Below are 26,340 nucleotides of genomic sequence, written 5' to 3'. Positions count from 1 at the left end.
CTCGATCCGGGCAACAATCTCTGGGTCGTCCCGGCCTTCGCCGGGACGACGAAGAAAAGAGACCGCCCGTCACGCCGCCTTTTTCGGCGCCTTGCGCTGGCGCAGGAAGCGGCCGAGCAGCTTGCGCTTGCCCTTGCGCGGGATCAGGTCGATATCGCTGACGAGTTTTGCGCCGCCCTTGCGGCGCTCCAGCACGATCTTGCGGCTGTGGAAGGCTTCCAGCTCGACACGATGCGCGACGCTGACGATGGTGGCCTTCGGCAGTTCGTCGGTGATCATCTTCATCATCTTGTCCTGGCTCTTCTCGTCGAGCGCCGAGGTCGCCTCGTCGAGCACGACGATATCCGGGTTGTGCAGCAACAACCGCGCGAAGGCGAGGCGCTGCTTCTCGCCGCCGGACAGCGTCTGGTCCCAGGGTGCTTCTTCCTCGATCTTCTCCTTGAGATGGTCGAGGCCGACCTTGTGCAGGGCCTCGCCGATCTCCTCGACCGTCCAGTCGTCTTCCGCGCCGGGATAGGCGACGGCACGACGCAAGGAGCCCGACGGCACGTAGGGTCGCTGTGGCAGCATGAACAGCCGCCGGTCGGGATGGAAATTGACGCTGCCGCCACCCCATGGCCAGAGCCCGGCGATGGCGCGCACCAGCGTGCTCTTGCCGGTGCCGGATTCGCCGGCCACCAGCAGCCGCTCGCCACGCTCGATCACCACCTCGGTCTCGCCGACCACGGCGGTGCCGTCATCGAGCGTGACGGAGAGATCCTTCAGCTCCAGCATGGCGTCATTGCTGGTCTCGCCGCGCTTGATGCGGCCGAAGCCGTCGCCCAGCTCGGCGCGCTCGAGGCCGTCGAGCGACATCATCAGCGAGGCGATGCGGCGAGCGCAGGCATTCCAGTCGGCGAGCCGCGGATAATTGTCGACCAACCAGCCGAACGCGCTCTGCACGATGGTGAAGGCGGAAGCCGCCTGCATCACCTGACCCAGCGTCATGCTGCCGTCGAGGAATTTCGGCGCGCACAGCAGAAGCGGCACGACCGGCGCAACGAGGCTCGATCCCTGCGACACCAGCGTGGTGCGCATGTGCTGACCCGCGAGCCGCGCCCATTGCCGCAGCACGTTGGTGAAATTGCGGTCGATGCCGTCGCGCTCCTCCTCCTCGCCGCCGAGCAGCGCGATGCTCTCGCCGTTCTCGCGCACGCGCGTCAGCGTGTAGCGGAAATCGGCCTCAGCCTGGTTCTTGTCCTCGGAGACCTGCACGAATTGGCGGCCGATCACCAGGATCGAGCCCGATGCGATTCCCGCATAGAGCATCGCGGCGATCACCAGGAAGCCGGGAATGGTCACCGACGATCCCGCAAGGGTGACGGTGAGCGCGCCGCCGATGGTCCAGAGCACGACGATGAAGGTCACGGCCGACAGCAGCGCGGACGTCACGCCGGCGAGAAAATCCACCGGCGAATCGGTCGCGACGCGCAGATCCTCCGCGATCCGGTATTCCGGATTCTTGTGGTCGCCGCTGACGAGATTGAGCTGGTAATAGCGGCCGTTGCCAAGCCAGCGCGTCAGCACGCTTGCCGTCAGCCACGCCCGCCAGCGCCGCTGGATGCCCATGCGCGCGAACACTTGTGCCACGCCGAGCACGATGCTGCCGATCGCGAGCGGGAAGAATACCGCGGTGAGATGGAAGACGGTGGACGCCTCGCGCTTCTCGATCGCGTCGAAGATCGCCCGATTCCAGACATTGATGCCGTATTGGAAGCCGACGGTGAGGACGATCAGCAGGCCGAGGCCGACGGAGTAGAGCCACGCAAGCCGGTCGCCGTTGCCGCCCCAGAAGCCGCGCGCGCTGATCCAGAAGCGGGTGAGGAGATAGTCCTTGCGGGCCTGCTCGGCCTCTTCAGGCGACAGCTCCGGGTCGGGCTCGACCAGCTCGGGCGGCGGCGGAGCCACTTCCCCGCCGGTCTCGCCGATGATTTCGACGATGGGCGGCTTCTTGCCCGATTCGCGTTTTCTGACCGGCTTTTGCATGGCCGGATAACGCAAGCTAAATCAAAAGGTTCCCGTAGGTTCCGGGCGTCAGCTCACTGGGCGGCGCCGTCGCGCACCCGGCGCCGCGCGACCCGGTGCAGCACGCGCGATAGCTGATCGATCGCGTAGGGCTTCTGCACGAGCTCGAAATCGACCTTGCCGTCCTGGGACAGCGCCTCGCTGTAGCCGGTGGTCAGCACGACCGGCACGCCGATGCCGCGGTCGCGGACCGCCTGCGCGAGATCGAGCCCGGTCATGCCGGGCATCACGATGTCCGAGAAAACGACATCGAAGCGATCGGCATCCATGACCAGCTCGGCGAGTGCATCGGTTGCGTTGTCGATCAGCGTGACGCTGTAGCCGAGCTCGGTGAGGCCGTCGGCCGCGAAATTGGCGAGTTCGATATTGTCCTCGACCAGCAGCACCGACATGCCGCTGCCGGCCACGGCCGGGGCCGTATTCGGTGCCTGCCGCTGCGGCAGCAAATCCGGCGCCACGCGCGGCAGGTAGAGCGAGAAGGTGCTGCCGTGGCCGACCTCGCTGGTGACTGTCACCTCGCCGCCGGACTGCCGGGCGAAGCCGAACACCTGCGATAGGCCGAGACCGGTGCCGTGGCCGATCTGCTTGGTGGTGAAGAACGGTTCGAAGATGCGCTCGAGCCGCGTAGCCGGAATGCCGATGCCGGTGTCGCTGACGGCAATGCCGACGAAACCGTGTTTGCCAGCAAGGTCACGGCCGCCTGAAAGATCAGGGTTGCCCGAGACGGGAGCCCGCGTGTCCGCAATGGTCGCCGCGGCCTCGACGTTGAAGACGATCCTGCCCTTGCCGTGCATGGCATCGCGCGCATTGGTCGCCATGTTGATCAACGCCGTCTCGAACTGGCTTGCATCGGCATTGACGAGGCAGGGCTCGGCCGGCAGCCGCATCGCGATTTCGATCGCGGGTCCGAGCAGCGTCGCGAGCATGTCGTGCAGCGACTGCAACCGCGCGCCGACGTCGAACACCTCCGGCTTCAAGGTCTGGCGGCGCGCGAAGGCGAGCAGCTGCGATGTCAGCTTGGCTGCGCGCCCGACCGCGTCTGCGATGGCGGTGATGTAGCGCTGGCGCCGCTCCTCGCTCAGCTGCGGCCGGTTCAGCAGGTCAACGGAGGCGCGAATCACGGTCAGGAGGTTGTTGAAGTCGTGCGCGACGCCGCCGGTGAGCTGGCCGAGCGCCTCAAGGCGCTGGCTGTGCTTGAGCGCCTCCTCGGCTTCGCGCCGCGCGGCGGCCTCGGCCTGGAGATGCTGGGTGCGCCGGAACGCGAACGCCAGCAGCAGAAACAGCAGCGCGGTGGCGGGAATGCCGAACACCAGATGCTGGCCCATGGTGGCGAACCAGCGCGCGCGGATCGCCGAGGTCTCCAACCCCGCGCTGACATAGATCGGGTATTCGGCGATGCGTCGGTAGCCGATGCGGCGCTCGACCTCGTCCCATGGCCAGGCAATGGTGATGAGGCCATGCTCGGGGTGAGCTGCGATGCTGCGGCCGACCGGCCCGTTAGGATCGAGCCTGAGGTCGCGATCCAGCCGCGGAAGATGCGCCAGCACCACGCCGTCGGTGCGTCCCATGGCGAGGAAGCTGCCAGGGTCGGAGCCGATCCGGGCATAAAAGCTCTCGAAATATTCCGGGAGGACAGAGGCCTGGATCACGCCGATGAAGCTGCCGTCGTCGGAGCCGCGGCGGCGGCTGACCCCGAAGAAGCGCGCGCCCTGATAGGGCTGGCGCGGCGTCAGGGGAACACCGATGTAGCTGCCGATGGTCTGGTCGACATGGGCGGCAAAGTAGTCGCGGTCCGCAAAGCTCTGCGCCGGCGGCGGCGAGGCCAGGCTGTTGACCAGCGACTTTCCGTCCGCATCGAAGATCCATGCCGATTTGAGCTGCGGCAGCGAATCGGAGAGTTGCTTCAGGCGGCGGTGCAGGGCCGGCTCGCGCGAGCGGATGATGTCGTCGGGCATGCCGCGCACCACCTCGTTGATCTCGGCGAGGCTGCGGTCGATGGTCTCGAACACCTTGAGCGCATGCTCATGCGCGACATCGAGGGTGCGCTCGATCTCGCGGTCGGCGATATCTTTCGTCGAGGTGTAGGAGATCGAGGCGGCGATCGCGAACAGCGCAATCGGCAGCGCCAGGGACGCAGCCATCATCCACTGCAGCAATCTCAGCGAATTGCGTTGTGCGCCCTGCACGGTCGCTCCGGTCCCACGCCGGAGAGCTTACTTGAATTTCGCGCCGGGAAGGAAGCGGCTTGTGGCGGGAACCAGAGGTTGCAACCCGCCTGCTTGCGCGCGCAGGGGTGCAGGCAAAATCTACTCGAACACCTGCCCGTCGTAGAATGCCCCGGCCGTTCCGGCCGGGGATCGCAGCATGAATGACGCCTAGATCTGGCGCTCGACCATCTTGAGCTTGAGCTCGGCGATGGCTTCCGCCGGGTTGAGGCCCTTCGGGCAGGCCTTGGCGCAGTTCATGATGGTGTGGCAGCGATAGAGGCGGAACGGGTCCTCGAGATTGTCGAGCCGCTCGCCGGTCGCCTCATCCCGCGAATCCGATACCCAGCGGTTGGCCTGGAGCAGCGCGGCGGGACCGAGGTAGCGCTCGCTGTTCCACCAATAGCTCGGGCAAGAGGTCGAGCAGCAGGCGCAGAGGATGCATTCATAGAGGCCGTCGAGCTTCTCGCGGTCTTCGTGGCTCTGCTTCCATTCCTTCTGCGGCGTCGGCGAGGTCGTCTTTAGCCACGGCTCGACCGAAGCGTATTGTGCATAGAAATTGGTGAGGTCGGGGATGAGGTCCTTCACGACAGGCTGGTGCGGCAGCGGATTGATCTTCACCGCGCCGTCCTTCACGTCGTGCATCGAGCGGGTACAGGCCAGGGTGTTCTGGCCGTCGATGTTCATCGCGCAGGAGCCGCAGACGCCTTCGCGGCAGGAGCGGCGGAAGGTCAGCGACGGGTCGATGTTGTTCTTGATCCAGATCAGGCCGTCCAGCACCATCGGCCCGCAATCATGGGTGTCGACGTAATAGGTGTCGACGCTGGGAGTCTTGCCGTCGTCCGGATTCCAGCGATAGACGCGGAATTCACGGACCTCAGTCGCGCCCGCGGGCTTCGGCCAGGTCTTGCCGCCTGATATCTTGGAGTTCTTCGGAAGTGCGAATTCAACCATTTCGATAAAGCTTTCGCTGTTCGCTCAGTACACGCGCGCCGTTTAGTAAACGCGAGCTTTGGGCGGGATGTACTGGACGTCGTTGGTCATGGTGTAGTCGTGAACGGGGCGGTACTCGATCTTGACCTTGCCGGAATCTTCCAGCCAGGCCAGCGTGTGCTTCATCCAGTTCTTGTCGTCGCGCTCGGAGAAGTCCTCGCGGGCATGCGCGCCACGGCTCTCGGTGCGGTTGGCGGCCGAGTTCATCGTCACCACCGCCTGCGAGATCAGATTGTCGAATTCGAGCGTCTCGATCAGGTCGGAATTCCACACCAGCGAGCGGTCGGATACGGCGATGTCGATGATGCCGCTATGGACCTTCTCGATCAGGTTCTGGCCTTCGCTCAGGATGTCGCCGGTGCGGAACACCGCGCAATTGTTCTGCATCACGTGCTGCATGCCTTCGCGCAGCTTCGCGGTCGGCGTGCCGCCGGAGGCGTAGCGGTAGTGGTCGAGCCGGCCGAGCGCCAGGTCGGACGAATTCGCCGGCAATTCCGGCTGGCTGGCGTTCGGCGTGAGCTTCTCGGCGAGGCGCAGCGCCGCGGCGCGTCCGAACACGACGAGGTCGATCAGCGAGTTGGAGCCGAGGCGGTTGGCGCCGTGCACGGAGACGCAGGCGGCCTCGCCGATCGCCATCAGGCCGGGGATGATGGCGTTGTCGTCGCCGTCCTTCTTGGTCAGGACTTCGCCGTGATAGTTCGTCGGGATGCCGCCCATGTTGTAATGCACGGTCGGCACAATTGGGATCGGCTCGCGCGTCACGTCGACATTGGCGAAGATCTTTGCGGATTCCGAGATGCCCGGCAGGCGTTCGGCCAGCACCGCGGGATCGAGATGGTCGAGATGAAGGAAGATGTGGTCCTTCTTCTTGCCGACACCGCGACCTTCGCGAATCTCGATGGTCATCGCGCGCGAGACGACGTCACGCGAGGCCAGATCCTTGGCGGAGGGCGCATAGCGCTCCATGAAGCGCTCGCCCTCGGAGTTGACGAGATAGCCGCCTTCGCCGCGCGCGCCTTCGGTGACGAGACAGCCCGAACCGTAGATGCCGGTCGGGTGGAACTGCACGAACTCCATGTCCTGCATCGGCAGACCGGCGCGCAGCACCATGCCGCCGCCGTCGCCGGTGCAGGTGTGCGCCGAGGTGCAGGATGCATAGGCGCGGCCATAGCCGCCGGTGGCGAGGATCACGGTCTGGGCGCGGAAGCGGTGCAGCGTGCCGTCATCGAGCTTGAGCGCGATAACGCCGCGGCAGGTGCCCTGGTCGTCCATGATCAGGTCGATGGCAAAGAACTCGATGAAGAACTCGGCCGCGTGACGCAGCGACTGGCCGTACATCGTGTGCAGCATGGCGTGGCCGGTGCGGTCGGCGGCGGCGCAGGTGCGCTGCGCCTGGCCCTTGCCGTAGTCCATGGTCATGCCGCCGAACGGGCGCTGGTAGATCTTGCCGTCTTCGGTGCGCGAGAACGGCACGCCCCAATGCTCGAGCTCGTAGACCGCCTCGGGCGCGTTGCGCACCATGTATTCGATCGCGTCCTGGTCGCCCAGCCAGTCCGACCCCTTCACGGTGTCGTACATGTGCCAGCGCCAGTCGTCCTTGTGCATGTTGCCGAGGGACGCCGAGATGCCGCCCTGCGCCGCGACGGTGTGCGAGCGGGTCGGAAACACTTTGGTGATGCAGGCGGTACGAAGACCGGCTTCGCTGCAGCCGACCACGGCGCGCAGGCCTGCGCCGCCGGCGCCGACCACGACGACATCATAGGTGTGATCTTCGATCGGATAGGCTTTGCCGTTGGTGGCGGGAGCGCCGTTGCCCTTGCCATTGGTCTCTGTGGCCATGGGTTTAGACTCCGGAGGAAAGTTTCAGGATCGCGTAGGTCGAGGCGAGCGCCACGGCGAACGAGAAGAAGTTGTTGAGCATGATCGAGATGAGCTTCAGCTTCTCGTTATGGATGTAGTCCTCGATCACGACCTGCATGCCGATCTTCATGTGCCAGGCGCTGGCGAAGATGAAGAGCAGCAGGATCACCGCGATCGGCAGCGAGCCGAGAATCTGTGCGGCGCCGGCCTGGTTGCGGCCGAGCAGCATCATCACGATCACGATCACGGGGATCATCAGCAGCGTCATGGCGACGCCGGTGATGCGCTGGCGCCAGAAATCGGAGGTGCCCGAATGCGCCGCGCCGAGATTGCGCACGCGGCCGAGCGGGGTGCGCATGGAGGAGCCCTTCGGGGCGCCGTGGGATTCGTCGAAACTCATCGTCCGCCTCCGATCGCGTAGGCGATGATCCAAATGAGGACCGTGAGCACGATGCCGCCGATCAGGGCGCCCCAGGTCAACGCTTCGCGCTCATTGGCCTTGAAGCCGTAGCCGAGGTCCCAGACGAAATGCCGGATGCCGCTGAGCATGTGGTGCATCAGCGCCCAGGTGTAGCCGAACACGATCAGGCGGCCGATGATGCTGCCGGTGAAGGCTTGGACGTGGCTATAGGCGGCGGGGCCGGAGGCCGCCGCAATCAGCCACCAGGCCAGCAGCAGCGTTCCGGCGTAGAGGGCAATTCCGGTGGCGCGATGGACGATGGAAAGCGCCATCGTCAGGGTCCAGCGGTAGGTCTGAATGTGCGGCGAAAGCGGTCGTTCGATCCGTGCGGTCATGGGCTTCAATTGCTTTATTGCGGCCCAGCATGGGGCGCGCGGGGATCGCGAAAGGTCGGCTCTATTTACGGAGTCGATTTCACCTGCGCAATCACCAAATCGCCATAAACCGAACTTGAGTTCAGCTCTAGGCCCTTGATGTAACAAGGCCAATCGGAGACTTGGTATACCAGAGGGGTGGCGCACCGGCTAAAGATAGAATATAAATTCACCTCTTGTAATGAGACCCGAGACGCATTGAAATTACTATTGGAACGGCTCCAAGCCGCTGCGGGCCGGCCAGGGTTCGAGCCAGTCAGTTCATGACGTTCGAACCGGTAGGGATGGTCGGCAAGCAATCTCCAAGTTCCGCGAAGCGCGCCGATTTTTCGCGAGACGGGCGGATATGCGCAGTCCGCATCCCACCCCGGACCGGAGATGCGGCGGTCGACCCGACAAATCAGATCGCCTAGAGCATTGCGGGCAGCCGTTTCCGAGCGATGCATCGGAGAAGTTGCGACCCATCGCCGGGGCAGGTCAGGGGTGATTGCAGGACTTGATATCAAGGAGATCGCCGAACTCGCGCTGCTGCTGATCGCAACCGGCGCGCTCTCCGGATTTTTGGCCGGCGTGTTCGGCATCGGCGGCGGCGCGATTCTGGTGCCGGTGTTCTACGAGTGCTTCCGCATCGCCGGTGTGCCGCTCGAGGTGCGCATGCCGCTCTGCATCGGCACTTCGCTCGCTGTCATCATTCCGACCTCGATCCGTTCGTTCCAGGCGCACTACAGGCGCGGCGCCGTCGATCTTGCGATCCTCCGGGTCTGGTGGCTGCCGATCCTGATCGGCGTCGTCGCCGGCAGCGTGGTCGCGCGTTACGCGCCGGAGCGACTGTTCAAGATCGTGTTCGTCGCCGTCGCTTGGTCGGCCGCGGTACGGCTGATCTTCGCGCGCGAGAGCTGGAAGCTCGGCGATGATCTGCCGAAGGGCCCCTTGATGCGAATCTACGGCTTCTGCGTCGGCATTTTGTCGACGTTGATGGGCATCGGCGGTGGCCTGTTCTCGAACCTGCTGATGACGTTCTACGGCCGCCCGATCCACCAGGCAGTGGCGACATCGTCGGCGCTCGCGGTCTTGATCTCGATCCCCGGCGCGCTCGGCTACATCTATGCCGGTTGGCCTGCGGCGGTGAGCTACCCGGCCGTTGCAGCCCTGCAGGTCCCGTTCGCGCTCGGTTACGTCTCGCTGATCGGCGCGGTCCTGGTGATGCCAATGAGCCTTGTGACGGCACCGCTCGGTGTGAAGGCTGCGCATGCAATGTCGAAGCGGACGCTGGAAGTCGCGTTCGGGTGCTATCTGTTCATCGTCGGCAGCAGGTTTGTGATGAGCCTGGTGGGTGGGCACTAATTGACGGACCGGTCCTTCAATCTCACTTCGCTGTGGCCCCACATTTGAAGATTGCCTTGCGCCTCCAGGAGGTCGGCCTCAACCAACGCCTGAATGCGGGCCGCAAAGACCTCAAAATCGACGGGAGCCGCTAGCGCTTCTTCCTTTTCGACCCTCTCAACCGCGCAGTACAGGACCATTGCGAACTTCTGCCATCGCGACTTCATGACAGAGAAAATGACGCGATCCAAATCGGTCTCCAGCACAGAGGACGGAAGTGAAACGTCTTCCCACCAGAGTGTGCTGTCGATGGTGGCAGGCCGTCCCGGCGGTTCAAGATCCGGAAATCGCTTGTAGATCAATCGCAGAAGCTTGAATTGCAAATGGAAAACCGCCGTTACGAGCGGATCTGCAAACAGCTTTCGGCCGTCATCGCCAACATCGACGATCGCGGCCTCCGCTCGCCGGAATGCTGCGGCGGCATCGAGCAGGTGCTTGTGTATCTTCTTAGCTTGCTCTCGGTTCATGTCCCCCCAGCCCGGAGCAGTTGCGCCCCTATTTCTTCGCGTAAAGATCCTTGTACGTATCCCGCAGCACGTTCTTCTGCACCTTGCCCATGGTGTTGCGCGGCAGCTCGTCGACCACGAAGACCCGCTTGGGCATCTTGAACTTGGCCAGCCGGCCGTCGAGCGCCTTCAGCACCGCGGCCTCGGTCACATCGGCGCCCTTGTTGCAGACCAGCACCGCCGTGACGCCCTCGCCGAAATCAGCGTGGGGCACGCCGATCACGGCGGATTCGATCACGCCGGGCATGGCGTCGATCTCGCTCTCGATTTCCTTCGGGTAGACATTGAAGCCGCCGGAGATCACGAGATCCTTGCCGCGGCCGAGAATATGGACGTAACCCTTGGCGTCGATCTTGCCGAGGTCGCCGGTGATGAAGAAGCCGTCGTCGCGGAATTCCGCCTTGGTCTTCTCCGGCATGCGCCAATAGCCCTTGAACACGTTCGGGCCCTTGACCTCGATCATGCCGATTTCGTCACGGGGCAGCTCCTTGCCGGTCTCGGGATCGGTGACGCGTACGGACACGCCGGGGAGCGGAAAGCCGACCGCGCCGGGCACGCGCTCGCCGTCATAGGGATTCGACGTGTTCATGTTGGTCTCGGTCATGCCGTAGCGCTCGAGCACCGCGTGCCCCGTGCGCGCCGACCATTCGCGATGGGTTTCGGCGAGCAGCGGCGCCGAGCCCGAGACGAACAGCCGCATGTGCTTTGTGGTTTCGCGCGACAGCGCAGCGTTCTGGAGCAGACGGGTATAGAACGTCGGCACGCCCATCAGCACCGTGGCACGCGCCATCAGCTTGATGATCAGATCCGGGTCGAGCTTCGGCAGGAAGATCATCGATGCCCGCGCAAACAGCGTCACGTTGGTCGCCACGAACAGGCCGTGGGTGTGGTAGATCGGCAGTGCGTGGATCAGCACGTCCTTGTCGGTGAAGCGCCAGAAGCCGACGAGCGAGAGCGAGTTCGACGCCAGATTGTCGTGGGTCAACATCGCGCCCTTGGAGCGGCCGGTGGTGCCGGACGTGTAGAGGATCGCGGCGAGATCGTCGTTTGCGCGCGCCACCGTGGTGAATTCGCTGCTCGTCTTGTCGGCGGCGTCCGTCAGCGAGCCCTTGCCGTCAGGCCCGAGCGTCTCGACTTTGGCCTTCACCTTGGCGGCGATGGGGGCGAGGCCCTCCGCCTTGGCGGGATCGCAGACCACCAGCGAGGGCTCGGCATCGCCGATGAAGTAGTCGAGCTCGTTGAGCGTATAGGCGGTGTTGAGCGGCAGATAGACTGCGCCGGCCCGCACCGTGGCCAAATACAGCACGATGTTGGTCACGGACTTCTCGACCTGCACCGCAACGCGGTCGCCGGGCTTCACGCCGCGCGCGACCAGCACATTGGCCATCTGTCCGGCCCGGGCGATCAGATCACCATAGCTGATGCGGACCCCGTCATGCGTCTCGATCGCGAGGCGCTTCGGATCGTCGAGGCCGTCGAACAGGCGGGAAAACAGATTGGCGTTGGCAGCTTGGTTCATGCAAGATTTCCTCGACCGCAAGGCTTGACCGCAACGATCGTCAGAGGCCGGTCAAAACCGAGGGCTGGATTAGCAAAAACCGCCCCGATGAAGCAACGGAGACAGTTTGCATGACCAAAAACGGGAAACGCGTGGCCTGGGTGACAGGCGGGGGCAGCGGGATCGGGGAGGCCGGCGCCGAGGCGCTGGCGGCCGACGGCTGGACGGTGGTGGTTTCGGGCCGGCGCAAGGACGCCCTGGATACCGTGGTCGCGAAGATCGCCCAGACGGGCGGGGCCGCCGAGGCCATCGCGCTGGACGTGTCGGTCGCCGCCGCGGCCCAGAAGGCGGCCGATCAAATCGTTGCGAAGCACGGCCGGATCGACCTGCTGGTGAACAATGCCGGCATCAATGTCCCTAAGCGGAGCTGGAAGGACATGGAACTGGAGGGCTGGGACCAGCTGGTCCAGGTCAATCTCAACGGCGTGCTCTATTGCATGCGCGCGGTGCTGCCGACGATGCGCAAGCAGCAGGACGGCTCCATCATCAACGTCTCGTCCTGGGCCGGCCGCCACGTCTCGAAAATGCCGGGCCCGGCCTACACCACGACCAAGCATGCGGTGCTGGCGCTGACGCATTCCTTCAACATGGACGAATGCGTCAACGGCTTGCGCGCCTGCTGCCTGATGCCGGGCGAGGTGGCGACCCCGATCCTGAAGCTGCGCCCGGTGGTACCGAGCGAGGAGGAGCAGGCCAGGATGCTGCAATCCGAAGATCTCGGCCGCACCATCGCGTTCATCGCGAGCATGCCGGCGCGGGTGTGCATCAATGAACTGCTGATCAGCCCGACGCATAATCGCGGGTTTATCCAGACGCCGCACAACAGGGATTGAGCGGCAGGTAGATCGTCGAGGCGCGTCATTGCGAGCGAAGCGAAGCAATCCAGCGGTGCATCCGCGGTGGCAGCCTGGATCGCTTCGTCGCTTCGCTCCTCGCAATGACGCCCCCCACGGAGAACCACGCACTTAGTTTCACCCATCACAAAGAAGTTTTGCTCGAAACCGCTTCGCAAACGCTCCCGTAGTTCGAGCCAACGACGGCGCTGCTGCTTCACACTCGCAGGTCGCAGCCACTGTTGTTGCCCAACTCGAACGCCGGCAATCGCCGGTCACAATCCAATCGGGAGACCCTCCATGTCGAAGCGTATTGCCTATCTCACCGCTGCGGCCTTCAGCGCGCTGGCCATCACCGCGACCGTCGTCGCGCCCGCCCGCGCCGAGGAAAAGACCGTCATGGTCGGCGGCGCCGCGATGTTCCCGTCCAAGAACATCGTCCAGAACGCCGTCAACTCGAAGGACCACACCACGCTGGTGGCGGCGGTGAAGGCGGCCGGCCTGGTGCCGACGCTGGAAGGCAAGGGTCCGTTCACGGTGTTCGCGCCGACCAACGCCGCCTTCGGCAAGCTGCCGGCCGGCACCGTCGACACTCTGGTGAAGCCCGAGAACAAGGCGACGCTGACCAAGATCCTCACCTACCATGTCGTGCCCGGCAAGCTCGAGGCGTCCGACCTCACCGACGGCAAGAAGATGAAGACCGCCGAAGGCGAGGAGCTGACGGTGAAGAAGCAGGACGGCAAGGTCTGGATCCTCGACGCCAAGGGCGGTACCTCGATGGTGACGATCTCCAATGTCAACCAGTCGAACGGTGTAATCCATGTGGTCGACACCGTGCTGATGCCGGCGACGTAAACACCGCGCCGTCCGGCTTCATCCCCGAACCGGATGCGACGAAATGGCGAGCCGGGGGTACCCGGCTCGCTTTATTGTGACCACGATAGCCAGCCGACATGGATTCGATGCCGAACAGGGCGTAACGAAAGCGGAAGCATCGGCGTATAATTGCTGTCAGACGATGTTCAGGACGGAACCGCCATGTCGAGCCTCACAGTCACCGACGAGCAGGTCAGCGCCACCCCGGCCAAAGTGATCCAGCCGGCCTGGGTCCGGGTCATGCACTGGATCAACGCTTTCGCCATGATCCTGATGATCCTGTCGGGTTGGCAGATCTACAACGCCTCGCCGCTGTTCGGTTTCAGCTTTCCGCGCGAGTACACGCTCGGCGGCTGGCTCGGTGGCGGCCTGCTCTGGCACTTTGCGGCGATGTGGCTGTTGATGATCAACGGCCTTGCCTATCTCGTCACCGGCCTTGCCACCGGCCGCTTCCGGAAAAAACTGCTGCCGATCACCCCATCCGGCGTGCTCCACGACGTCAGGGCTGCGCTGACCTTCAAGCTCGGCCATGCCGATCTCTCCGTCTACAATTACGTCCAGCGCGTGCTCTATGCCGGCATCATATTGATCGGCGTGATCATCGTGCTGTCGGGGCTGGGAATGTGGAAACCGGTGCAACTGCACTGGCTCGTGTCCCTGTTCGGCGACTATCCGACCGCGCGCTACATCCATTTCTTCTGCATGGCCGCGATCTGCGCCTTCCTGGTCATTCATGTTTTACTCGCGCTGCTGGTGCCGAAGAGCCTGCGCGCGATGATCATCGGCCGTTGAGTGGAGAGAGAGTCATGGCGAAGCGCTCATTCCTGATCCCGGGCGTCGACAAGCGGCTGCTGATCAAGGATTCCATCAAGACGATGCCAGAGGTCAGCCGCCGCCGCTTCATCGCGGGCGGCGCAAGCCTCGGGGCGCTGACGCTGCTCACCGGCTGCGACGTGATCGACTCGTCCTCCGCGGAGGAGATGCTGAAGTCGGTTTCGAAATTCAACGATGCCGTGCAGGATTTCATCTTCAATCCCGACGCGCTGGCGCCGACGTTTCCCGAGAGCGCGATCACAAAACCGTTTCCGTTCAACGCCTATTACGATCTCGACGACGCGCCCGATGTCGACGGTGCCGACTGGAAGCTCGAAGTCCGCGGTCTCGTCGAGAACAAGAAGTCGTGGACGCTTCCCGAGCTGTACAAGCTGCCGCAGGCTACGCAGATCACCCGTCACATCTGCGTCGAGGGCTGGAGCGCGATCGGCAGCTGGACCGGTACACCCATGCGCGACTTCCTTAAGCTGATCGGCGCCGACACCCGCGCAAAGTATGTCTGGTTCCAGTGCGCCGACAAGGACGGCTACAATTCTCCGCTCGACATGCGCACCGCGCTGCATCCGCAGACCCAGATGACGTTCAAATATGCCGGCGAAATCCTGCCGCGCGCCTACGGCTTCCCGATGAAGATCCGCGTGCCGACCAAGCTCGGCTTCAAGAACCCGAAATACGTGGTGTCGATGGAAGTCACCAACGACTACAAGGGCGGCTATTGGGAAGACCAGGGGTACAATTCGTTCAGCGGAAGCTAGCTGTTGTCGTCCCGGCGAAGGCCGGGGCCCATACCGCGAGGTCTATCGATTTTCGCTAGATGCCAATCCCGAACGACCAGTCTTCCCCAAAATGCTCCCTGTGGTTATGGGTCCCGGCCTTCGCCGGGACGACACTTGTTATGAGGCCGGCTCCACTTTCCGCTGGCACAGCGCGGCAACCGCGCCCAGCGCCAGCAGCGCCGCCGACACATTCAGCGCGTAACTCAAGCTCCCCAGCGCGTCCGTGATCGCGCCGACCACGATCGGGCCCAGCGTCTGGCCGACGCCGAACGAGATCGTCATCGCCGCGATCGCGGTCGGCCACACCTCGGGCGGATAGTTGAAGCGCACGAAGGCGGTGGTCGAGCCGACTACGGCGAAGAAGGCGACGCCGAACACGATCGCCGAGACCGCGAGCCATGCCGGCGAATGCCCGAGCATCGGCAGGGCGGCGCCGAGCGCGTTGGTGCCGAGGATGATGGCGGTGGCAAGACCACCGCGATCGAGCGCGAGCACGCGGCGCCAGGCCCACGGCGTGACGAAGGCGCTCAAGCCAATCAGGCTCCAGAACGCGGCCTGCGCTGCGGCCCCGCCGCCGCCGTCGCGCACATAGGCGATCATGAAGGTCATGTAGGCGATGTAACCCGCGCCAAACAGGAAGTAGCCGGCGAGGTAGATCAGCACCGGAAAAATGGCGAAGGCGCCGTGGCCGCCTTGCGAGAAACGCACGCCGCTCTCGATGCGGACCAGGAACAGCGGCACGGTCATGACGACAGACAGCAGCGTCATCGCCCACCACACGATCCACCACGAGCCCGGCCCGAAATATTGCAGCGTGAACGGGGCGATCAGGCCCGAGGCGAGAATGCCGATGCCGGGTCCGGCATAGAACAGGCTCAGCAGGAAATTGGCCCGCTCCGGGCGCGACTGCGCAATGGAAGCGGCCAGCGCGCCGCCGGCGACGAAACCGGCCGCGGCGCCAACGCCCAGCACGAGACGGGCCAGGCTCAGCGCAACGAAGTTCCCGGTCAGCGCGCAAGTCGCAAGCGCGGCGACGCAGGCCAGGGTTCCGCCACGGATCGCGGCCGACCAGCCGACCCGTTCGATCAACCGGGATGCCACAAGCGCGCCCGCGAGGTAGCCGACGGCGTTGATGGTGTTCATGAAACCGGCCGCCGAGTAGGACCAGCCGAGGTCCTCCCGCATGTCGGGCAGCACCAGCGAATAGGCGAAGCGGCCGATACCCAGCCCAACCGTCGCAGCCAGCGACAGGGTCAGGATCAGCCGCGCGGGATGGGCGTCGGGCGGGGGACGTTCAGGGGCGTGCAAATGGGTACTCCGGCATGCGCAGTGTGGCAGGCCCTGCCCGCGTTGCACAGAACCGAAGCGGCAATGGTGTCTTGCCAAGCACGCAACGCCGCTCTAGCACTCCGGCCGAAATCGACCTCAGAGGAAACGACCATGGCGACCCACAAACTGCTGCTGCTTCCCGGCGACGGTATCGGCCCCGAGGTGATGGGCGAGGTGAAGCGGCTGATCGACTGGCTCAATTCGGCGGGCATCGCCAAGTTCGAGACCGACACCGGCCTCGTTGGCGGTTCGGCCTATGACGCACACAAGGTGTCGATCTCGGAAGGCGACATGGCCAAGGCCAAGGAGGCCGACGCCATCATCTTCGGTGCGGTCGGCGGTCCCAAATGGGACGCGGTGCCCTACGAGGTGCGCCCCGAAGCCGGCCTACTGCGCCTGCGCAAGGATCTCGGTCTGTTCGCCAACCTCCGTCCCGCGGTCTGCTACCCGGCGCTGGCGGAGGCCTCCAGCCTGAAGCGCGAGGCGGTCGAGGGCCTCGACATCATGATCGTGCGCGAACTCACCGGCGGCGTCTATTTCGGCGAGCCCAAGACCATCACCGATCTCGGCAACGGCCAGAAGCGCGCCATCGATACCCAGGTCTACGACACCTATGAGATCGAGCGCATCGGCCGCGTCGCCTTCGAGCTTGCGAAGAAGCGCAAGAACAAGGTGACGTCGATGGAGAAGCGCAACGTCATGAAGTCGGGCGTGCTCTGGAATGAGGTCATGACCCAGGTCCACAAGCGCGAATATCCCGACGTCACGCTCGAGCATCAGCTCGCCGATTCCGGCGGCATGATGCTGGTGAAATGGCCGAAGCAGTTCGACGTCATCGTCACCGACAATCTGTTCGGCGACATGCTGTCCGACATTGCTGCGATGTTGACGGGATCGCTCGGCATGCTGCCCTCGGCCTCGCTCGGCGAGGTCGACGTCAAGAGCAAGAAGCGCAAGGCGCTGTACGAGCCCGTGCACGGCTCGGCGCCTGATATCGCAGGCCAGGGCCTCGCCAATCCGATCGCGATGATCTCGTCCTTCGGCATGGCGCTGCGCTACTCCTTCGACATGGGCGCGCTCGCCGACAAGGTCGACGCCGCGATCGCCGCGGTGCTGGCCAGCGGCCTGCGCACCGCCGACATCAAGTCGGAAGGCACCACTGCCGCCTCGACCACGCAGATGGGCGAAGCGATTTTGAAGGAATTGCAGAAGCTGCACGCTTAGAGCCGTAGCCCGGATGGAGCGAAGCGAAATCCGGCGTTCTTCCCGCGTGTCGAAAATCCCGGATTGCGCTTCGCTCCATCCGGGCTACACGACAAACAAAAATGGCCGGGCGCGAGCCCGGCCATTTGATTCGGTCGATATGTCCGCCTCAGTACAGCGGGAAATTCTGCGGATAGCCGCCAACATCCTGCGGCGTGCTCAGCGGCTGGCGATCGATCGGGCGGTTGAGATTTTCGCGCGCGAAGGTCGGATAGCCTACCGCCGGCGGGAAGGCGTAGTCGGAGAACTTGCGGTCGCCCGGATTGACCTCGGTGCCGCCGTCGAGCCAGGAGCGCTTGCTCACATAGATGCGGGTGCGGCCCTGCTGATAGCTCGAATTGGGGCCGCTCGGGCCGTAATAGTGACGGCCGCTGTCATAGCGCTGCTTCTTGGTGTCGGCCGAGGCGGGTGTCGCGAAGGCTGAGGACATGGCAATCACGGCGCCGGCCGTAAGCCACATCGCCAGTTTGTTCGCGGCAGAGAAATTCGAGCTCATCACGTCCCCTTCAGGCGGCAAGCCGCCAATCAATTTCACGCTCATACTAACCCGGCCGGGGCGGCTGCAACTAGGTCTATTGGGTCACACCAGCGCTGAATAATCGTGCGCGCCGGCAAAAGTTGCATGGATACAGCCACTTGAGCTTGATGCCGATCAGAGCGCGCCGCGCAACTGCGCATTGGCGGCGCCGAGCAGCCAGTCCGACGCGCCCGGGGGCGCGCAGGGGCGGCGCTTCAGCTCCGCATGGGCGAACAATTCGGCCAGCTTCGGCTCGTTGCCCGAGGTCAGCAGCGTTAGCCGGTTCAGCGTGCAGGCGATCGCGGCGCGCCGCGGAGGCAGGCTGTCGCCCTGGCAGGAGAATCCGGAGATCTGGAGCGCCGGCTCCTCGCTGCGCTTGAGGTAGCCGAGGCAGGCCCGCGCGCCCTCCGCCGGACCGGTCGGCTGGAATAGGGCGACGGGGCCGAATTTCGTGTCGATCAGGCCGGCTTGCTCCAGCGGGGTCGCGGTGCCCAGTCCCATCCGGACGGCCAGATCCATTGTTGCCGGACGCGTCACGTCGAATTCGCCGCCTTCCCGGTAAATCTCGAGCTCGGCCACGGTCCTGTCTGCCTCGCTGGCCCAGCGCATCACGTCCCTGCGGCCGCCTTCGGGATGCCTGAAGATCGCGTAAGAAGCTGTTTTTTCTGACGAATCCAGCCGGCTGAGGGCGAAGGCCGGAGGCGACCGGTCGGCCACGCTCCAATCGGGCTTCAGCGCCGGATCATCGTCGCGCAAGTTGGGCAGCTGGCCGAGTGCGGCAAGGCCGAGGATGGCAAACAGTACCAAAATCCCCACATAGGCGAACAGGCGCGCCAGCGTGCCGACGACCTCGTCGGCGAAGGCTGCAAGCGCCAGATGGATCTGGGTAGGGGTTGTGGCCGTGCTGGCCTCGGGCGACTGCATCCACGTCCCTAAGGCATGGTCCAACGTTGTCTTGAGGCCGGTTCTCGCATAGAAGCGCTGCTCTTCCTGTTTAAGCCTGAGCTTCAGGAAAGAGCTTTTTCGTCGGAGAGTGAACGATGGGTTACAAAGTCGCAGTCGTCGGCGCGACCGGCAATGTCGGACGGGAAATGCTCAACATCCTTGATGAGCGTAAATTCCCCGCGGACGAGGTGGTGGCCCTGGCCTCACGCCGCAGCATGGGCGTCGAGGTCTCCTACGGCGACCGCACGCTGAAGGTCAAAGCGCTCGAGCATTACGACTTCTCCGACGTCGACATCTGCCTGATGTCGGCCGGCGGCGAGGTGTCGAAGGAATGGTCGCCGAAGATCGGCGCCGCCGGCACGGTCGTGATCGACAATTCCTCGGCCTGGCGCATGGATCCGGACGTGCCGTTGATCGTGCCGGAAGTGAATGCGGACGCCACCGCGGGCTTCAAGAAGAAGAACATCATCGCCAACCCGAACTGCTCGACCGCGCAGCTCGTGGTCGCGCTCAAGCCCCTGCACGACAAGGCGACGATCAAGCGCGTCGTGGTCTCGACCTATCAATCGGTGTCGGGCGCCGGCAAGGACGCGATGGACGAACTGTTCTCGCAGACCAAGGCCGTCTACACCAACCAGGAGCTGATCAATAACAAGTTTCCGGCGCGCATCGCCTTCAACGTCATCCCCCAGATCGACGTCTTCATGGAGGACGGCTACACCAAGGAAGAGTGGAAGATGATGGCGGAGACCAAGAAGATTCTTGATCCCAAGATCAAGCTCTCCGCGACCTGCGTGCGCGTGCCAGTTTTCGTCGGCCATTCCGAGGCCGTCAACATCGAGTTCGAGAACCCGATCAGCGCGGACGAAGCACGCGACATCCTGCGCAAGGCGCCGGGTTGTCTCGTCATCGACAAGCATGAGCCCGGCGGCTACGCCACGCCGTATGAAGCCGCCGGCGAGGACGCCACCTATATCAGCCGTATCCGCGAGGACGCGACGGTGGAGAACGGTCTCGTGCTGTGGTGCGTCTCGGATAATCTACGCAAGGGCGCCGCGCTCAACGCGATCCAGATCGCGGAAGTCCTGATCAACCGCAAGCTGATCAGCGCGAAGAAGAAGGCGGCGTAAGCCGTGCTGCCGTAGGGTGGGCAAAGACGCGAAGCGCCGTGCCCACCATCTCTCCACAATTGCTATAAAAGTGGTGGGCACGCTTCGCTTTGCCCACCCCACAAGAGCTGCGGACCTACGCCATCTCGCGCGCGTTCCTGAATTCCTTCGCCGCCTTGTCCAGCACGAACAGTGATCCCTCCGCGACGCCGAAATAGGCGCCGTGGGTCTGCATCTGGCCGCTCTCGACCGCCTTCTGCACGAACGGGAAGGTCATCAGGTTTTCCAGGCTGCGGAACACCGCGGCCTTCTCGATGCGCTCGACGAATTGCGCCATGGTCTCGTGGTCGCGCTGCTCCACCACTTCCCCCGGCTTGATGAACATCTGCATCCATTTGCCGATGAAGTCGCCCGGCGTGAGCGGCTCGATCTTGTCGACGAAAGCACGGATGCCGCCGCACTGGGCGTGCCCGAGCACCACGATGTGCTTCACCTTCAGCACCGTCACGGCATATTCCAGCGCCGCCGAGACGCCATGCGCGTTGCCGTCGGGCTGATACACCGGCACCAGATTGGCGATGTTGCGGACGACGAAGAGTTCGCCCGGCCCGACGTCGAAGATCACTTCGGGCGAGACGCGGCTGTCGCAGCAGCCGATCACCATCACTTCAGGGAACTGCCCCTTCACCGACAGCTCGCGGTAGCGGGTCTGCTCGGTCGGCAGCCGCTGGGTGGCGAAGGCCTTGTAGCCTTCCAGCAAATGCTCTGGGAATGTGGTCATGGCCTATGCCTAATCATATACCGCTGGGACGAACAAGCCTTTCGAATAGGCAGGCCAGATGCTATCGGCTTCGGTCGGAATGAGATGAGGAAACCGGAAGGAACGCTTGCATGACCCGCCCGCGCCGCAGCCATCTGTTCATGCCCGGCTCCAACCCCCGCGCGCTGGAAAAGGCGCGCAATCTCGCCGCCGACGGCCTGATCCTCGACCTGGAAGACTCCGTCGCGCCCGATGCCAAGGCAGTGGCACGCGATGGCATCGCGGCCGCGATCGCGGCCAAAGGGTTCGGCAAGCGCGAGATCCTGATCCGGACCAACGGCCTCGACACGCCCTGGTGGGCCGACGACGTCGCGATGGCGGCGAAGGCCTCGCCCGACGGCATCCTGGTTCCAAAGGTTTCACGCGTGGAGGAGCTCGACACGATCGGCCGCCGTCTCGCCGAGCTCGGCGCGGCGCCGACCGTAAAGGTCTGGGCCATGATCGAGACCGCGCGCGCGGTGCTGCATGCCGAGGAACTCGCTGCCGCCGGGCGCGATCCAGCGCGGCGCCTGTCAGGCTTCGTGTTCGGGCCCAACGACATCTCGCGCGAGACGCGCATCAAGATGCTGCCGGGCCGCGCGGCGATGATCCCGATGATCTCCCATTGCATCCTGGCGACGCGCGCCCATGGCCTCGAAATCCTCGACGGCCCCTATAGCGACATCGCCAACTCCGATGGTTTCGCCACCGAATGCGCGCAAGGCCGCGATCTCGGTTTCGACGGCAAGACGCTGATTCACCCCTCGCAGATCGAAGCCTGCAACGCGATCTTCACCCCGCCGGAGGAGGAAGTCGCGCGCGCGCGAAAGATCATCGCCGCGTTCGGATTGCCGGAGAACGTCTCGCGCGGCGCGATCCGTCTCGACGGCGCCATGGTGGAGCGCCTGCACGCCGACATGGCACGGCGCACGATCGAGATCGCGGACGCGATTGCGGCGATGGGGAAGGGCTGAGGGCACGCGGTTGCGCTCAAGCCGAACGAACATTGACGCGGTCACCGGTATGCTCGGGGAGCCGTGGTTCTCTGAACGACCACGATCCCGGCTTTTCCCGTTGCGGTGGTGAAAGACAATGCTACCCTCACGCTCGATATTGATCCGGGCAAGCATTTGATGCGCATTTTTTTTCTAGCAGTCCTTCTCGTTACGTCATTTTCATTCGCCACGCCGGCGCTTGCGCAGCAGGTTCGGGTTGCGCTCGTCATCGGTAACGGCGCCTACGAGAAGGTACCCGAGTTGCCGAACCCGACGCGCGATGCGGCCGACATCGGCCGCGCGCTGGAGCGGCTCGACTTCAAAGTCACCCAGGTCAAGAACGCGACTGCGCAAGAGATGAGGAAGTCTGTCGTCGAGTTCGGCCGCTCTGCGGAGGGAGCAGACCTTGCGGTCGTTTTCTATGCCGGGCACGGCATGGAGGTCAGCGGCGAGAACTGGCTGATTCCGGTCGGCGCAGAGCTGCGCAGCGATACCGACATCGAAAGCGAGGCCATCAGCCTGCGCTCGGTGAGCCTTCAGGTTTCGAAGGCACGAAAGTTGGGCCTTGTGATACTGGACGCATGCCGCAACAATCCTTTTGCCGCAAAGATGAGACGCTCGCTGAGCACCCGGGCCGTGGCTCGCGGACTCGCTCCGACGGAGCCATCCGATAACGTTCTGATTGCGTACGCCGCCCGGGACGGTACTACGGCAAGCGACGGGGATGGCCGGAACAGCCCATTCACGGCATCGCTCCTTCGCCACATTGAAACGCCGGGGCTGGAGATATCGTTTCTGTTTCGTCGTGTTCGTGACGACGTGATGGCGGCCACCAGACGCGAGCAGCAGCCTTTCGTATACGGCTCTTTGTCGAAGGAAGAGATTTACCTGAGAGCTCCGGTGGCGAGCGCTCAAGCGCCAGTCGCGTCGGCTCCCGCGCCTGCAGATGCCGCGGAGGACGAGAAGTTTTGGCTGGCTATCCAGACGTCCACGGTGGCAGGCCTCTACGAGGAGTTTCTGACCAGGTACCCCCGCAGCAGCCACGCCGCAGAAGCGCGCCAGCGGGTGAAGAATTTCAAGGCCAACGAAGTTGCGGTGCTCTCATCCCCAGCTGCCCCTCCGAAACCGGACGCAAAAACCGTCGTCCGAAATCTATTTGCGCCCGAAGATAACCAGAAAGTTGCAGCCATCGCGGCAGCTCAGCAACTCAAACTGCCAAGCTACGCTATATCGCCTGATCAGAATGATCCGCTCAATGCTAACTCCAGATTTGTCGGCGTGTGGTCCAACAAACGTGGATGGACGAATGGCAAAGGACGGTATGCCATGCTGATCGTTACGGAGGTCTCTGCCACCGGGTTAGCCAAGGGACACTACCTCTGGGGACCGCCGACAAAGGCATCGTGGGTGAAGGATGAGGCGGGGTACCGGTCGTTTGCCGAATACATTGTGAACGACAAATTTTCCATCAGCGGAACACCCGTCACCGTCAGGATGGACAAGAACGTCCTTACGCTGTCGTCCGTCAACAAGGAAAATCCAACTGAGAAGGCGAACATAGAGCTCCGCCCTGTCTGCAAGCTCGTGCCAGCGCCGGAGGATGCTTCAAGCAAGCGCGAGAAAACCTCGCAGCCTCGTGCCGCCAAAAAGGAACGCGCGGCCGAACCGAGCCCGTCAGGCAATGTCAGTGGGACGAGCATGGAAGAGCGCTATCGTGTTTGCAGAAAGCTCGTCAAAGGATTTGCCCGGCGCGAGGCTTGTGCCCGTACGGGCGTGATCTAGCACCGGCGGGACATCCGCCGCTAAACTAATCCTTTGATAAGGGCAATGCCTTAGCGATGCGCGTGATCCGCACGGTCGAGCGACTCCAGTGTCGAGGCATTGGCGCAGAAGCCGAGATAGTTCTCCGCGGCGGTGCCGTCGGCCAGCTCGCGATCGCACTGGCCCTTGTGGCTGCAAAGCGCGCACACCCGCTCCATGTCGCGCAGCAGCAGCGGATGCGCGCGGCCGAGCCCTTCGGCGCTGATGCCGAGCTGCTCCAGCATCTTCGGCAGCTCGTCGGCGGCGTGCTTGCCGTGACGGACCAGATATTCCAGATCGTCAGGCGCGATCCGCAGGTCTTGCGCGATCCGGTCGAAATCGGCGCGGTCGAGCTGCCGGATCTCGTTCAGCTCGCGGCGATGCTTCAGCCAGCTTGCAAAGGACTCGATGAGGTCCTGGACAATGGGATAAGGCCTGGTTGCGGTGCTCATGCGAAGCTCCATTCGAACGACGGAATTGGAGCGAGATTAGGCACAATGGTGCAGGTGCGCGTTGCGCTGGATCAAAGACAGCTCTCGTGTCCCGGACGCGCTGCAGCGTGAAGCGCTGCTCGCAGAGCCGGAGCCATCTCGCCGCATCGCTGGGCCCCGGCTCAGCAACGCACCGCTTCGCGCTGCGCTGCGTCCGGGCGCGAGAGCGCCGCACAGCGGAGAAAATTATGCGAACCGCTCCGCCGCCCACGCATACAGGCTGCCCGGGATCGGCTTCTCACCGCCGCGGCCCTTGGGCGAGATATGCAGGCCGATGATGTCGCGGTCAGTGACGAGGCCGAGATAGCTCGAGGGATCGAAGAACAGTTTTGGCTCGGCATGCACGGCGTAGAACGATTGCTTCGGCAAGGCGCAGTGCAGCTCGCCGGTGCGGCGCGCGAGCGCGGTGAGTGCCGCCGGCCCGAAGATCGCGACGCGGATGTCGGAGAGGCGGTTCGAGCCGCCGCGCAGGCGGCGCATCGCAAACGTGACGCGATGGCGCAGCGACAGCCAGTTCGGCGTCAGCTCCTCCTGCTCCATCAGCTCTTCGAAAGCGGCAACGATGCCGTGTTCAGGTGGAAGGTAAATCACGGAGTTGCCGAGCTGGCGCGGCCGCTCCCACGCGAAATAGGGCTTTGCCGGATCGATCTCGACGGGCCTGAGCAGCAGCACGTCGGCGTCGAGCCAGAGGCCGAGGTCCTTCGCCATCAGCTTCATGCGGAAGAAGTCGCTGAACTGAAGCGTGGTCCAGTCGCGCCAGCTGCCGTCCGGCTGCGGCGGTCGCAATCGTTCGGAGAACGCATGTGGCAGGATAGCTTCGGCATCGGCATTCTCGACGCCTGCGGGCAGGCCGGGAATGGTGTCAAAACTGTAGACCGTGACCTTGTGGCCGGCAGCCAGCTGCGAGCGCAGACAGGTCTGGCGCAAGGCGTCCATCGGGCCGTGCCAGAAGGTGACGATGTCGGGCAGCATGCGCGGAGCTTAGAGCATGATCCGGAAAAGTGTGCAGCGGTTTTCCGACAAGATCATGCTCGAAAGATACGGGATAATCAGAACAAAGAAAAAGCCCCGGCGCTTGTAGCACCGGGGCTTGAACAAAAACTTGAGATCAGGCCCAGGCGCGTTCGCGCTTGAGCTTGTCCTCATAGGTGTCGATCGAGGCCTTCTTCTCCATCGTCAGGCCGATGTCGTCGAGGCCGTTGATCAGGCAGTGCTTGCGGAACGGGTCGATCTCGAACTTGACCTTGCCGCCGTCGGGACCGCGGATCTCCTGGTTCGGCAGGTCGATCGTCAGCGTCGCGTTGGCGCCGCGCTCGGCGTCGTCGAACAGCTTGTCGAGGTCTTCCTGGGCCACGCGGATCGGCAGAATGCCGTTCTTGAAGCAGTTGTTGTAGAAGATGTCGCCGAACGAGGTCGAGATCACGCAGCGGATGCCGAAGTCGAGCAGCGCCCAGGGCGCGTGCTCGCGGCTCGAGCCGCAGCCGAAATTGTCGCCGGCGACCAGCACCTTCGCGTTGCGATAGGCGGGCTGGTTGAGGACGAAATCGGGGTTCTCGCTGCCGTCGTCCTTGTAGCGCTGCTCGGAGAAGAGCCCCTTGCCAAGGCCGGTGCGCTTGATGGTCTTGAGGTACTGCTTCGGAATGATCATGTCGGTGTCGACATTGATGATCTTCAGCGGCGCCGCGACGCCTTCCAGCGTGGTGAACTTGTCCATGGTTGCGCTTTCCCGGGATGGTCTAGGGAACCGGTATTTATCGCGATCGGGGCGGAAATCCTAGGCCGAATTCGGCAGATCTCGTCTGCCTAACCGGGCTCTCTGCTCAACCCGGCTCTTGAGCCTCGATCGCGGCCATATCGTCGTCCGACAAGCCGAAATGATGGCCAATCTCGTGGATCAGGACGTGGCGAACGATATGGCCGAGGCTTTCGTCGTGCTCGGCCCAGTAATCCAGGATCGGCCGGCGGTAGAGCCAGACCATGTTGGGCAGCCGCGCCACGTCGGCAAAACTCTGCTGCGGCAGGCCGACGCCCTGGAACAGGCCGAGCAGGTCGAACTCGCTCTCGCATGCCATCTCGTCCAGGACTTCCTCGGTGGGGAAGTCGTCGACGCGGATGATCACGCCCTCGCACAGCCTACGAAACTCCGCCGGCAGGCGTTCGAACACTTCATGCGCCATCGCTTCCATCTCGGCCAGCGAGGGCGCTTTCAATTCCGTCCACATGGGCTTCTCATAGCGTGGGTTTCGCGGCGATGCATCCGGCTTTATAAGCGCGGCGAGGTTGACGAGCGCCGTCAAAACGGGGAGCGTAGGCCTCGAAGTGGACGTTCAGGTGGGCAGAAAAATGCGAGCGAAAACAGCGCTGACGCTAC

General features: G+C 63.8%; 25 protein-coding genes. 9 read left to right on the top strand and 16 right to left on the bottom strand.

All coding sequences use genetic code 11. The annotated features are described in order from the left end of the window. Nucleotides 1-69 precede the first annotated feature (69 nt). The 6 genes from AC0L3B_RS03815 to sdhC all read right to left on the bottom strand — a co-directional run bounded on the left by AC0L3B_RS03815 (nt 70) and on the right by sdhC (nt 7,916). Nucleotides 70-2,025, bottom strand: a complete 1,956-nt coding sequence (locus AC0L3B_RS03815) for an ABC transporter ATP-binding protein/permease (protein WP_026233875.1) — start codon at nt 2,023-2,025, stop codon at nt 70-72. A gap of 53 nt (nt 2,026-2,078) precedes the next feature. After that, the gene (locus AC0L3B_RS03810; protein ID WP_473380044.1) at nt 2,079-4,250 is read right to left on the bottom strand and encodes a hybrid sensor histidine kinase/response regulator; all 2,172 of its coding nucleotides are present in this window, start codon (nt 4,248-4,250) and stop codon (nt 2,079-2,081) included. 189 nt (nt 4,251-4,439) lie between these two features. After that, entirely contained in the window at nt 4,440-5,222 is a 783-nt protein-coding gene (locus AC0L3B_RS03805) for a succinate dehydrogenase iron-sulfur subunit (RefSeq protein ID WP_018459776.1), read from the bottom strand. A gap of 42 nt (nt 5,223-5,264) precedes the next feature. Next, nucleotides 5,265-7,100 carry a succinate dehydrogenase flavoprotein subunit gene (sdhA, locus tag AC0L3B_RS03800; RefSeq protein WP_018459777.1) on the bottom strand — a complete coding sequence of 612 codons (1,836 nt, stop codon included), beginning with the start codon at nt 7,098-7,100 and terminating at the stop codon, nt 5,265-5,267. A gap of 4 nt (nt 7,101-7,104) precedes the next feature. Next, nucleotides 7,105-7,521, bottom strand: a complete 417-nt coding sequence (gene sdhD / locus AC0L3B_RS03795; protein ID WP_007598776.1) for a succinate dehydrogenase, hydrophobic membrane anchor protein — start codon at nt 7,519-7,521, stop codon at nt 7,105-7,107. Continuing rightward, nucleotides 7,518-7,916, bottom strand: coding sequence for a succinate dehydrogenase, cytochrome b556 subunit (gene sdhC, locus AC0L3B_RS03790; protein WP_018459778.1), 399 nt, complete (start codon nt 7,914-7,916; stop codon nt 7,518-7,520). The genes sdhD and sdhC overlap by 4 nt, the downstream gene beginning before the upstream one ends. 522 nt (nt 7,917-8,438) lie before the next feature. Here sdhC and AC0L3B_RS03785 point away from each other — a divergent pair. Further along, nucleotides 8,439-9,299, top strand: a complete 861-nt coding sequence (locus AC0L3B_RS03785; protein WP_018459779.1) for a sulfite exporter TauE/SafE family protein — start codon at nt 8,439-8,441, stop codon at nt 9,297-9,299. Here AC0L3B_RS03785 and AC0L3B_RS03780 read toward each other — a convergent pair. Continuing rightward, the gene (locus AC0L3B_RS03780; RefSeq protein WP_473380043.1) at nt 9,296-9,805 is read right to left on the bottom strand and encodes a hypothetical protein; all 510 of its coding nucleotides are present in this window, start codon (nt 9,803-9,805) and stop codon (nt 9,296-9,298) included. The two genes, AC0L3B_RS03785 and AC0L3B_RS03780, sit on opposite strands and share 4 nt — an antisense overlap. A 28-nt stretch (nt 9,806-9,833) precedes the next feature. Further along, nucleotides 9,834-11,363, bottom strand: a complete 1,530-nt coding sequence (locus tag AC0L3B_RS03775) for a malonate--CoA ligase (RefSeq protein ID WP_018459781.1) — start codon at nt 11,361-11,363, stop codon at nt 9,834-9,836. A gap of 110 nt (nt 11,364-11,473) precedes the next feature. Here AC0L3B_RS03775 and AC0L3B_RS03770 point away from each other — a divergent pair, with 110 nt between their 5' ends. From AC0L3B_RS03770 to AC0L3B_RS03755, 4 genes are all read left to right on the top strand, one after another. Next, entirely contained in the window at nt 11,474-12,235 is a 762-nt protein-coding gene (locus AC0L3B_RS03770) for an SDR family oxidoreductase (protein ID WP_018459782.1), read from the top strand. Nucleotides 12,236-12,535: 300 nt separating this feature from the next. After that, nucleotides 12,536-13,090, top strand: a complete 555-nt coding sequence (locus tag AC0L3B_RS03765) for a fasciclin domain-containing protein (RefSeq protein WP_018459783.1) — start codon at nt 12,536-12,538, stop codon at nt 13,088-13,090. A 183-nt stretch (nt 13,091-13,273) separates the two neighbouring features. Beyond that, complete coding sequence (locus tag AC0L3B_RS03760; RefSeq protein ID WP_018459784.1) at nt 13,274-13,903, top strand: cytochrome b/b6 domain-containing protein; 630 nt, start codon at nt 13,274-13,276, stop codon at nt 13,901-13,903. A 14-nt stretch (nt 13,904-13,917) separates the two neighbouring features. Then, on the top strand, nt 13,918-14,700 hold the full coding sequence (locus tag AC0L3B_RS03755; protein WP_204512876.1) for a molybdopterin-dependent oxidoreductase: 783 nt from the start codon (nt 13,918-13,920) through the stop codon (nt 14,698-14,700). Nucleotides 14,701-14,838: 138 nt separating this feature from the next. Here the strand turns inward: AC0L3B_RS03755 and AC0L3B_RS03750 are convergent, their stop codons facing one another. Next, complete coding sequence (locus tag AC0L3B_RS03750) at nt 14,839-16,029, bottom strand: YbfB/YjiJ family MFS transporter (protein ID WP_018459786.1); 1,191 nt, start codon at nt 16,027-16,029, stop codon at nt 14,839-14,841. A 132-nt stretch (nt 16,030-16,161) separates the two neighbouring features. Here AC0L3B_RS03750 and leuB point away from each other — a divergent pair, with 132 nt between their 5' ends. Continuing rightward, a complete protein-coding gene (gene leuB / locus AC0L3B_RS03745; protein WP_473380042.1) occupies nt 16,162-17,274 on the top strand; it encodes a 3-isopropylmalate dehydrogenase in 1,113 nt (370 codons plus the stop codon). A 148-nt stretch (nt 17,275-17,422) separates the two neighbouring features. Here leuB and AC0L3B_RS03740 read toward each other — a convergent pair whose 3' ends face one another. Together AC0L3B_RS03740 and AC0L3B_RS03735 are read right to left on the bottom strand one after the other, a co-directional pair. Continuing rightward, complete coding sequence (locus AC0L3B_RS03740) at nt 17,423-17,809, bottom strand: hypothetical protein (protein ID WP_018459788.1); 387 nt, start codon at nt 17,807-17,809, stop codon at nt 17,423-17,425. Nucleotides 17,810-17,965: 156 nt separating this feature from the next. Continuing rightward, complete coding sequence (locus tag AC0L3B_RS03735) at nt 17,966-18,754, bottom strand: hypothetical protein (protein WP_473380041.1); 789 nt, start codon at nt 18,752-18,754, stop codon at nt 17,966-17,968. 116 nt (nt 18,755-18,870) lie between these two features. Between AC0L3B_RS03735 and AC0L3B_RS03730 the strand changes: the two genes are divergently transcribed. Further along, nucleotides 18,871-19,905, top strand: coding sequence for an aspartate-semialdehyde dehydrogenase (locus AC0L3B_RS03730; RefSeq protein WP_018459790.1), 1,035 nt, complete (start codon nt 18,871-18,873; stop codon nt 19,903-19,905). A gap of 115 nt (nt 19,906-20,020) precedes the next feature. Here the strand turns inward: AC0L3B_RS03730 and AC0L3B_RS03725 are convergent, their stop codons facing one another. Further along, nucleotides 20,021-20,665, bottom strand: coding sequence for a carbonic anhydrase (locus AC0L3B_RS03725; RefSeq protein WP_018459791.1), 645 nt, complete (start codon nt 20,663-20,665; stop codon nt 20,021-20,023). A 110-nt stretch (nt 20,666-20,775) separates the two neighbouring features. Between AC0L3B_RS03725 and AC0L3B_RS03720 the strand changes: the two genes are divergently transcribed. Both AC0L3B_RS03720 and AC0L3B_RS03715 read left to right on the top strand, forming a co-directional pair. Further along, entirely contained in the window at nt 20,776-21,657 is an 882-nt protein-coding gene (locus AC0L3B_RS03720) for an HpcH/HpaI aldolase/citrate lyase family protein (RefSeq protein ID WP_368509009.1), read from the top strand. Between the two features lie 108 nt (nt 21,658-21,765). Beyond that, complete coding sequence (locus AC0L3B_RS03715) at nt 21,766-23,460, top strand: caspase family protein (protein WP_473380040.1); 1,695 nt, start codon at nt 21,766-21,768, stop codon at nt 23,458-23,460. Between the two features lie 50 nt (nt 23,461-23,510). Here AC0L3B_RS03715 and AC0L3B_RS03710 read toward each other — a convergent pair whose 3' ends face one another. The 4 genes from AC0L3B_RS03710 to AC0L3B_RS03695 form a co-directional block, all read right to left on the bottom strand. After that, entirely contained in the window at nt 23,511-23,930 is a 420-nt protein-coding gene (locus AC0L3B_RS03710) for a hypothetical protein (RefSeq protein ID WP_368509011.1), read from the bottom strand. Nucleotides 23,931-24,155: 225 nt separating this feature from the next. After that, the gene (locus AC0L3B_RS03705) at nt 24,156-24,941 is read right to left on the bottom strand and encodes a glycosyltransferase family 32 protein (RefSeq protein ID WP_018459794.1); all 786 of its coding nucleotides are present in this window, start codon (nt 24,939-24,941) and stop codon (nt 24,156-24,158) included. A 136-nt stretch (nt 24,942-25,077) separates the two neighbouring features. Then, nucleotides 25,078-25,683, bottom strand: coding sequence for a 3-isopropylmalate dehydratase small subunit (gene leuD, locus AC0L3B_RS03700; protein WP_018459795.1), 606 nt, complete (start codon nt 25,681-25,683; stop codon nt 25,078-25,080). 106 nt (nt 25,684-25,789) lie between these two features. After that, nucleotides 25,790-26,191: a metallopeptidase family protein gene (locus tag AC0L3B_RS03695; protein ID WP_085357586.1), complete on the bottom strand. Its 402-nt coding sequence runs from the start codon at nt 26,189-26,191 to the stop codon at nt 25,790-25,792. Between the last annotated feature and the right edge of the window lie 149 nt (nt 26,192-26,340).

The organism is Bradyrhizobium sp. Kon56 (assembly GCF_055807635.1).
Note: the sequence above shows the minus strand (reverse complement) of the source record. Positions and strands in the feature narration are given on the sequence as shown.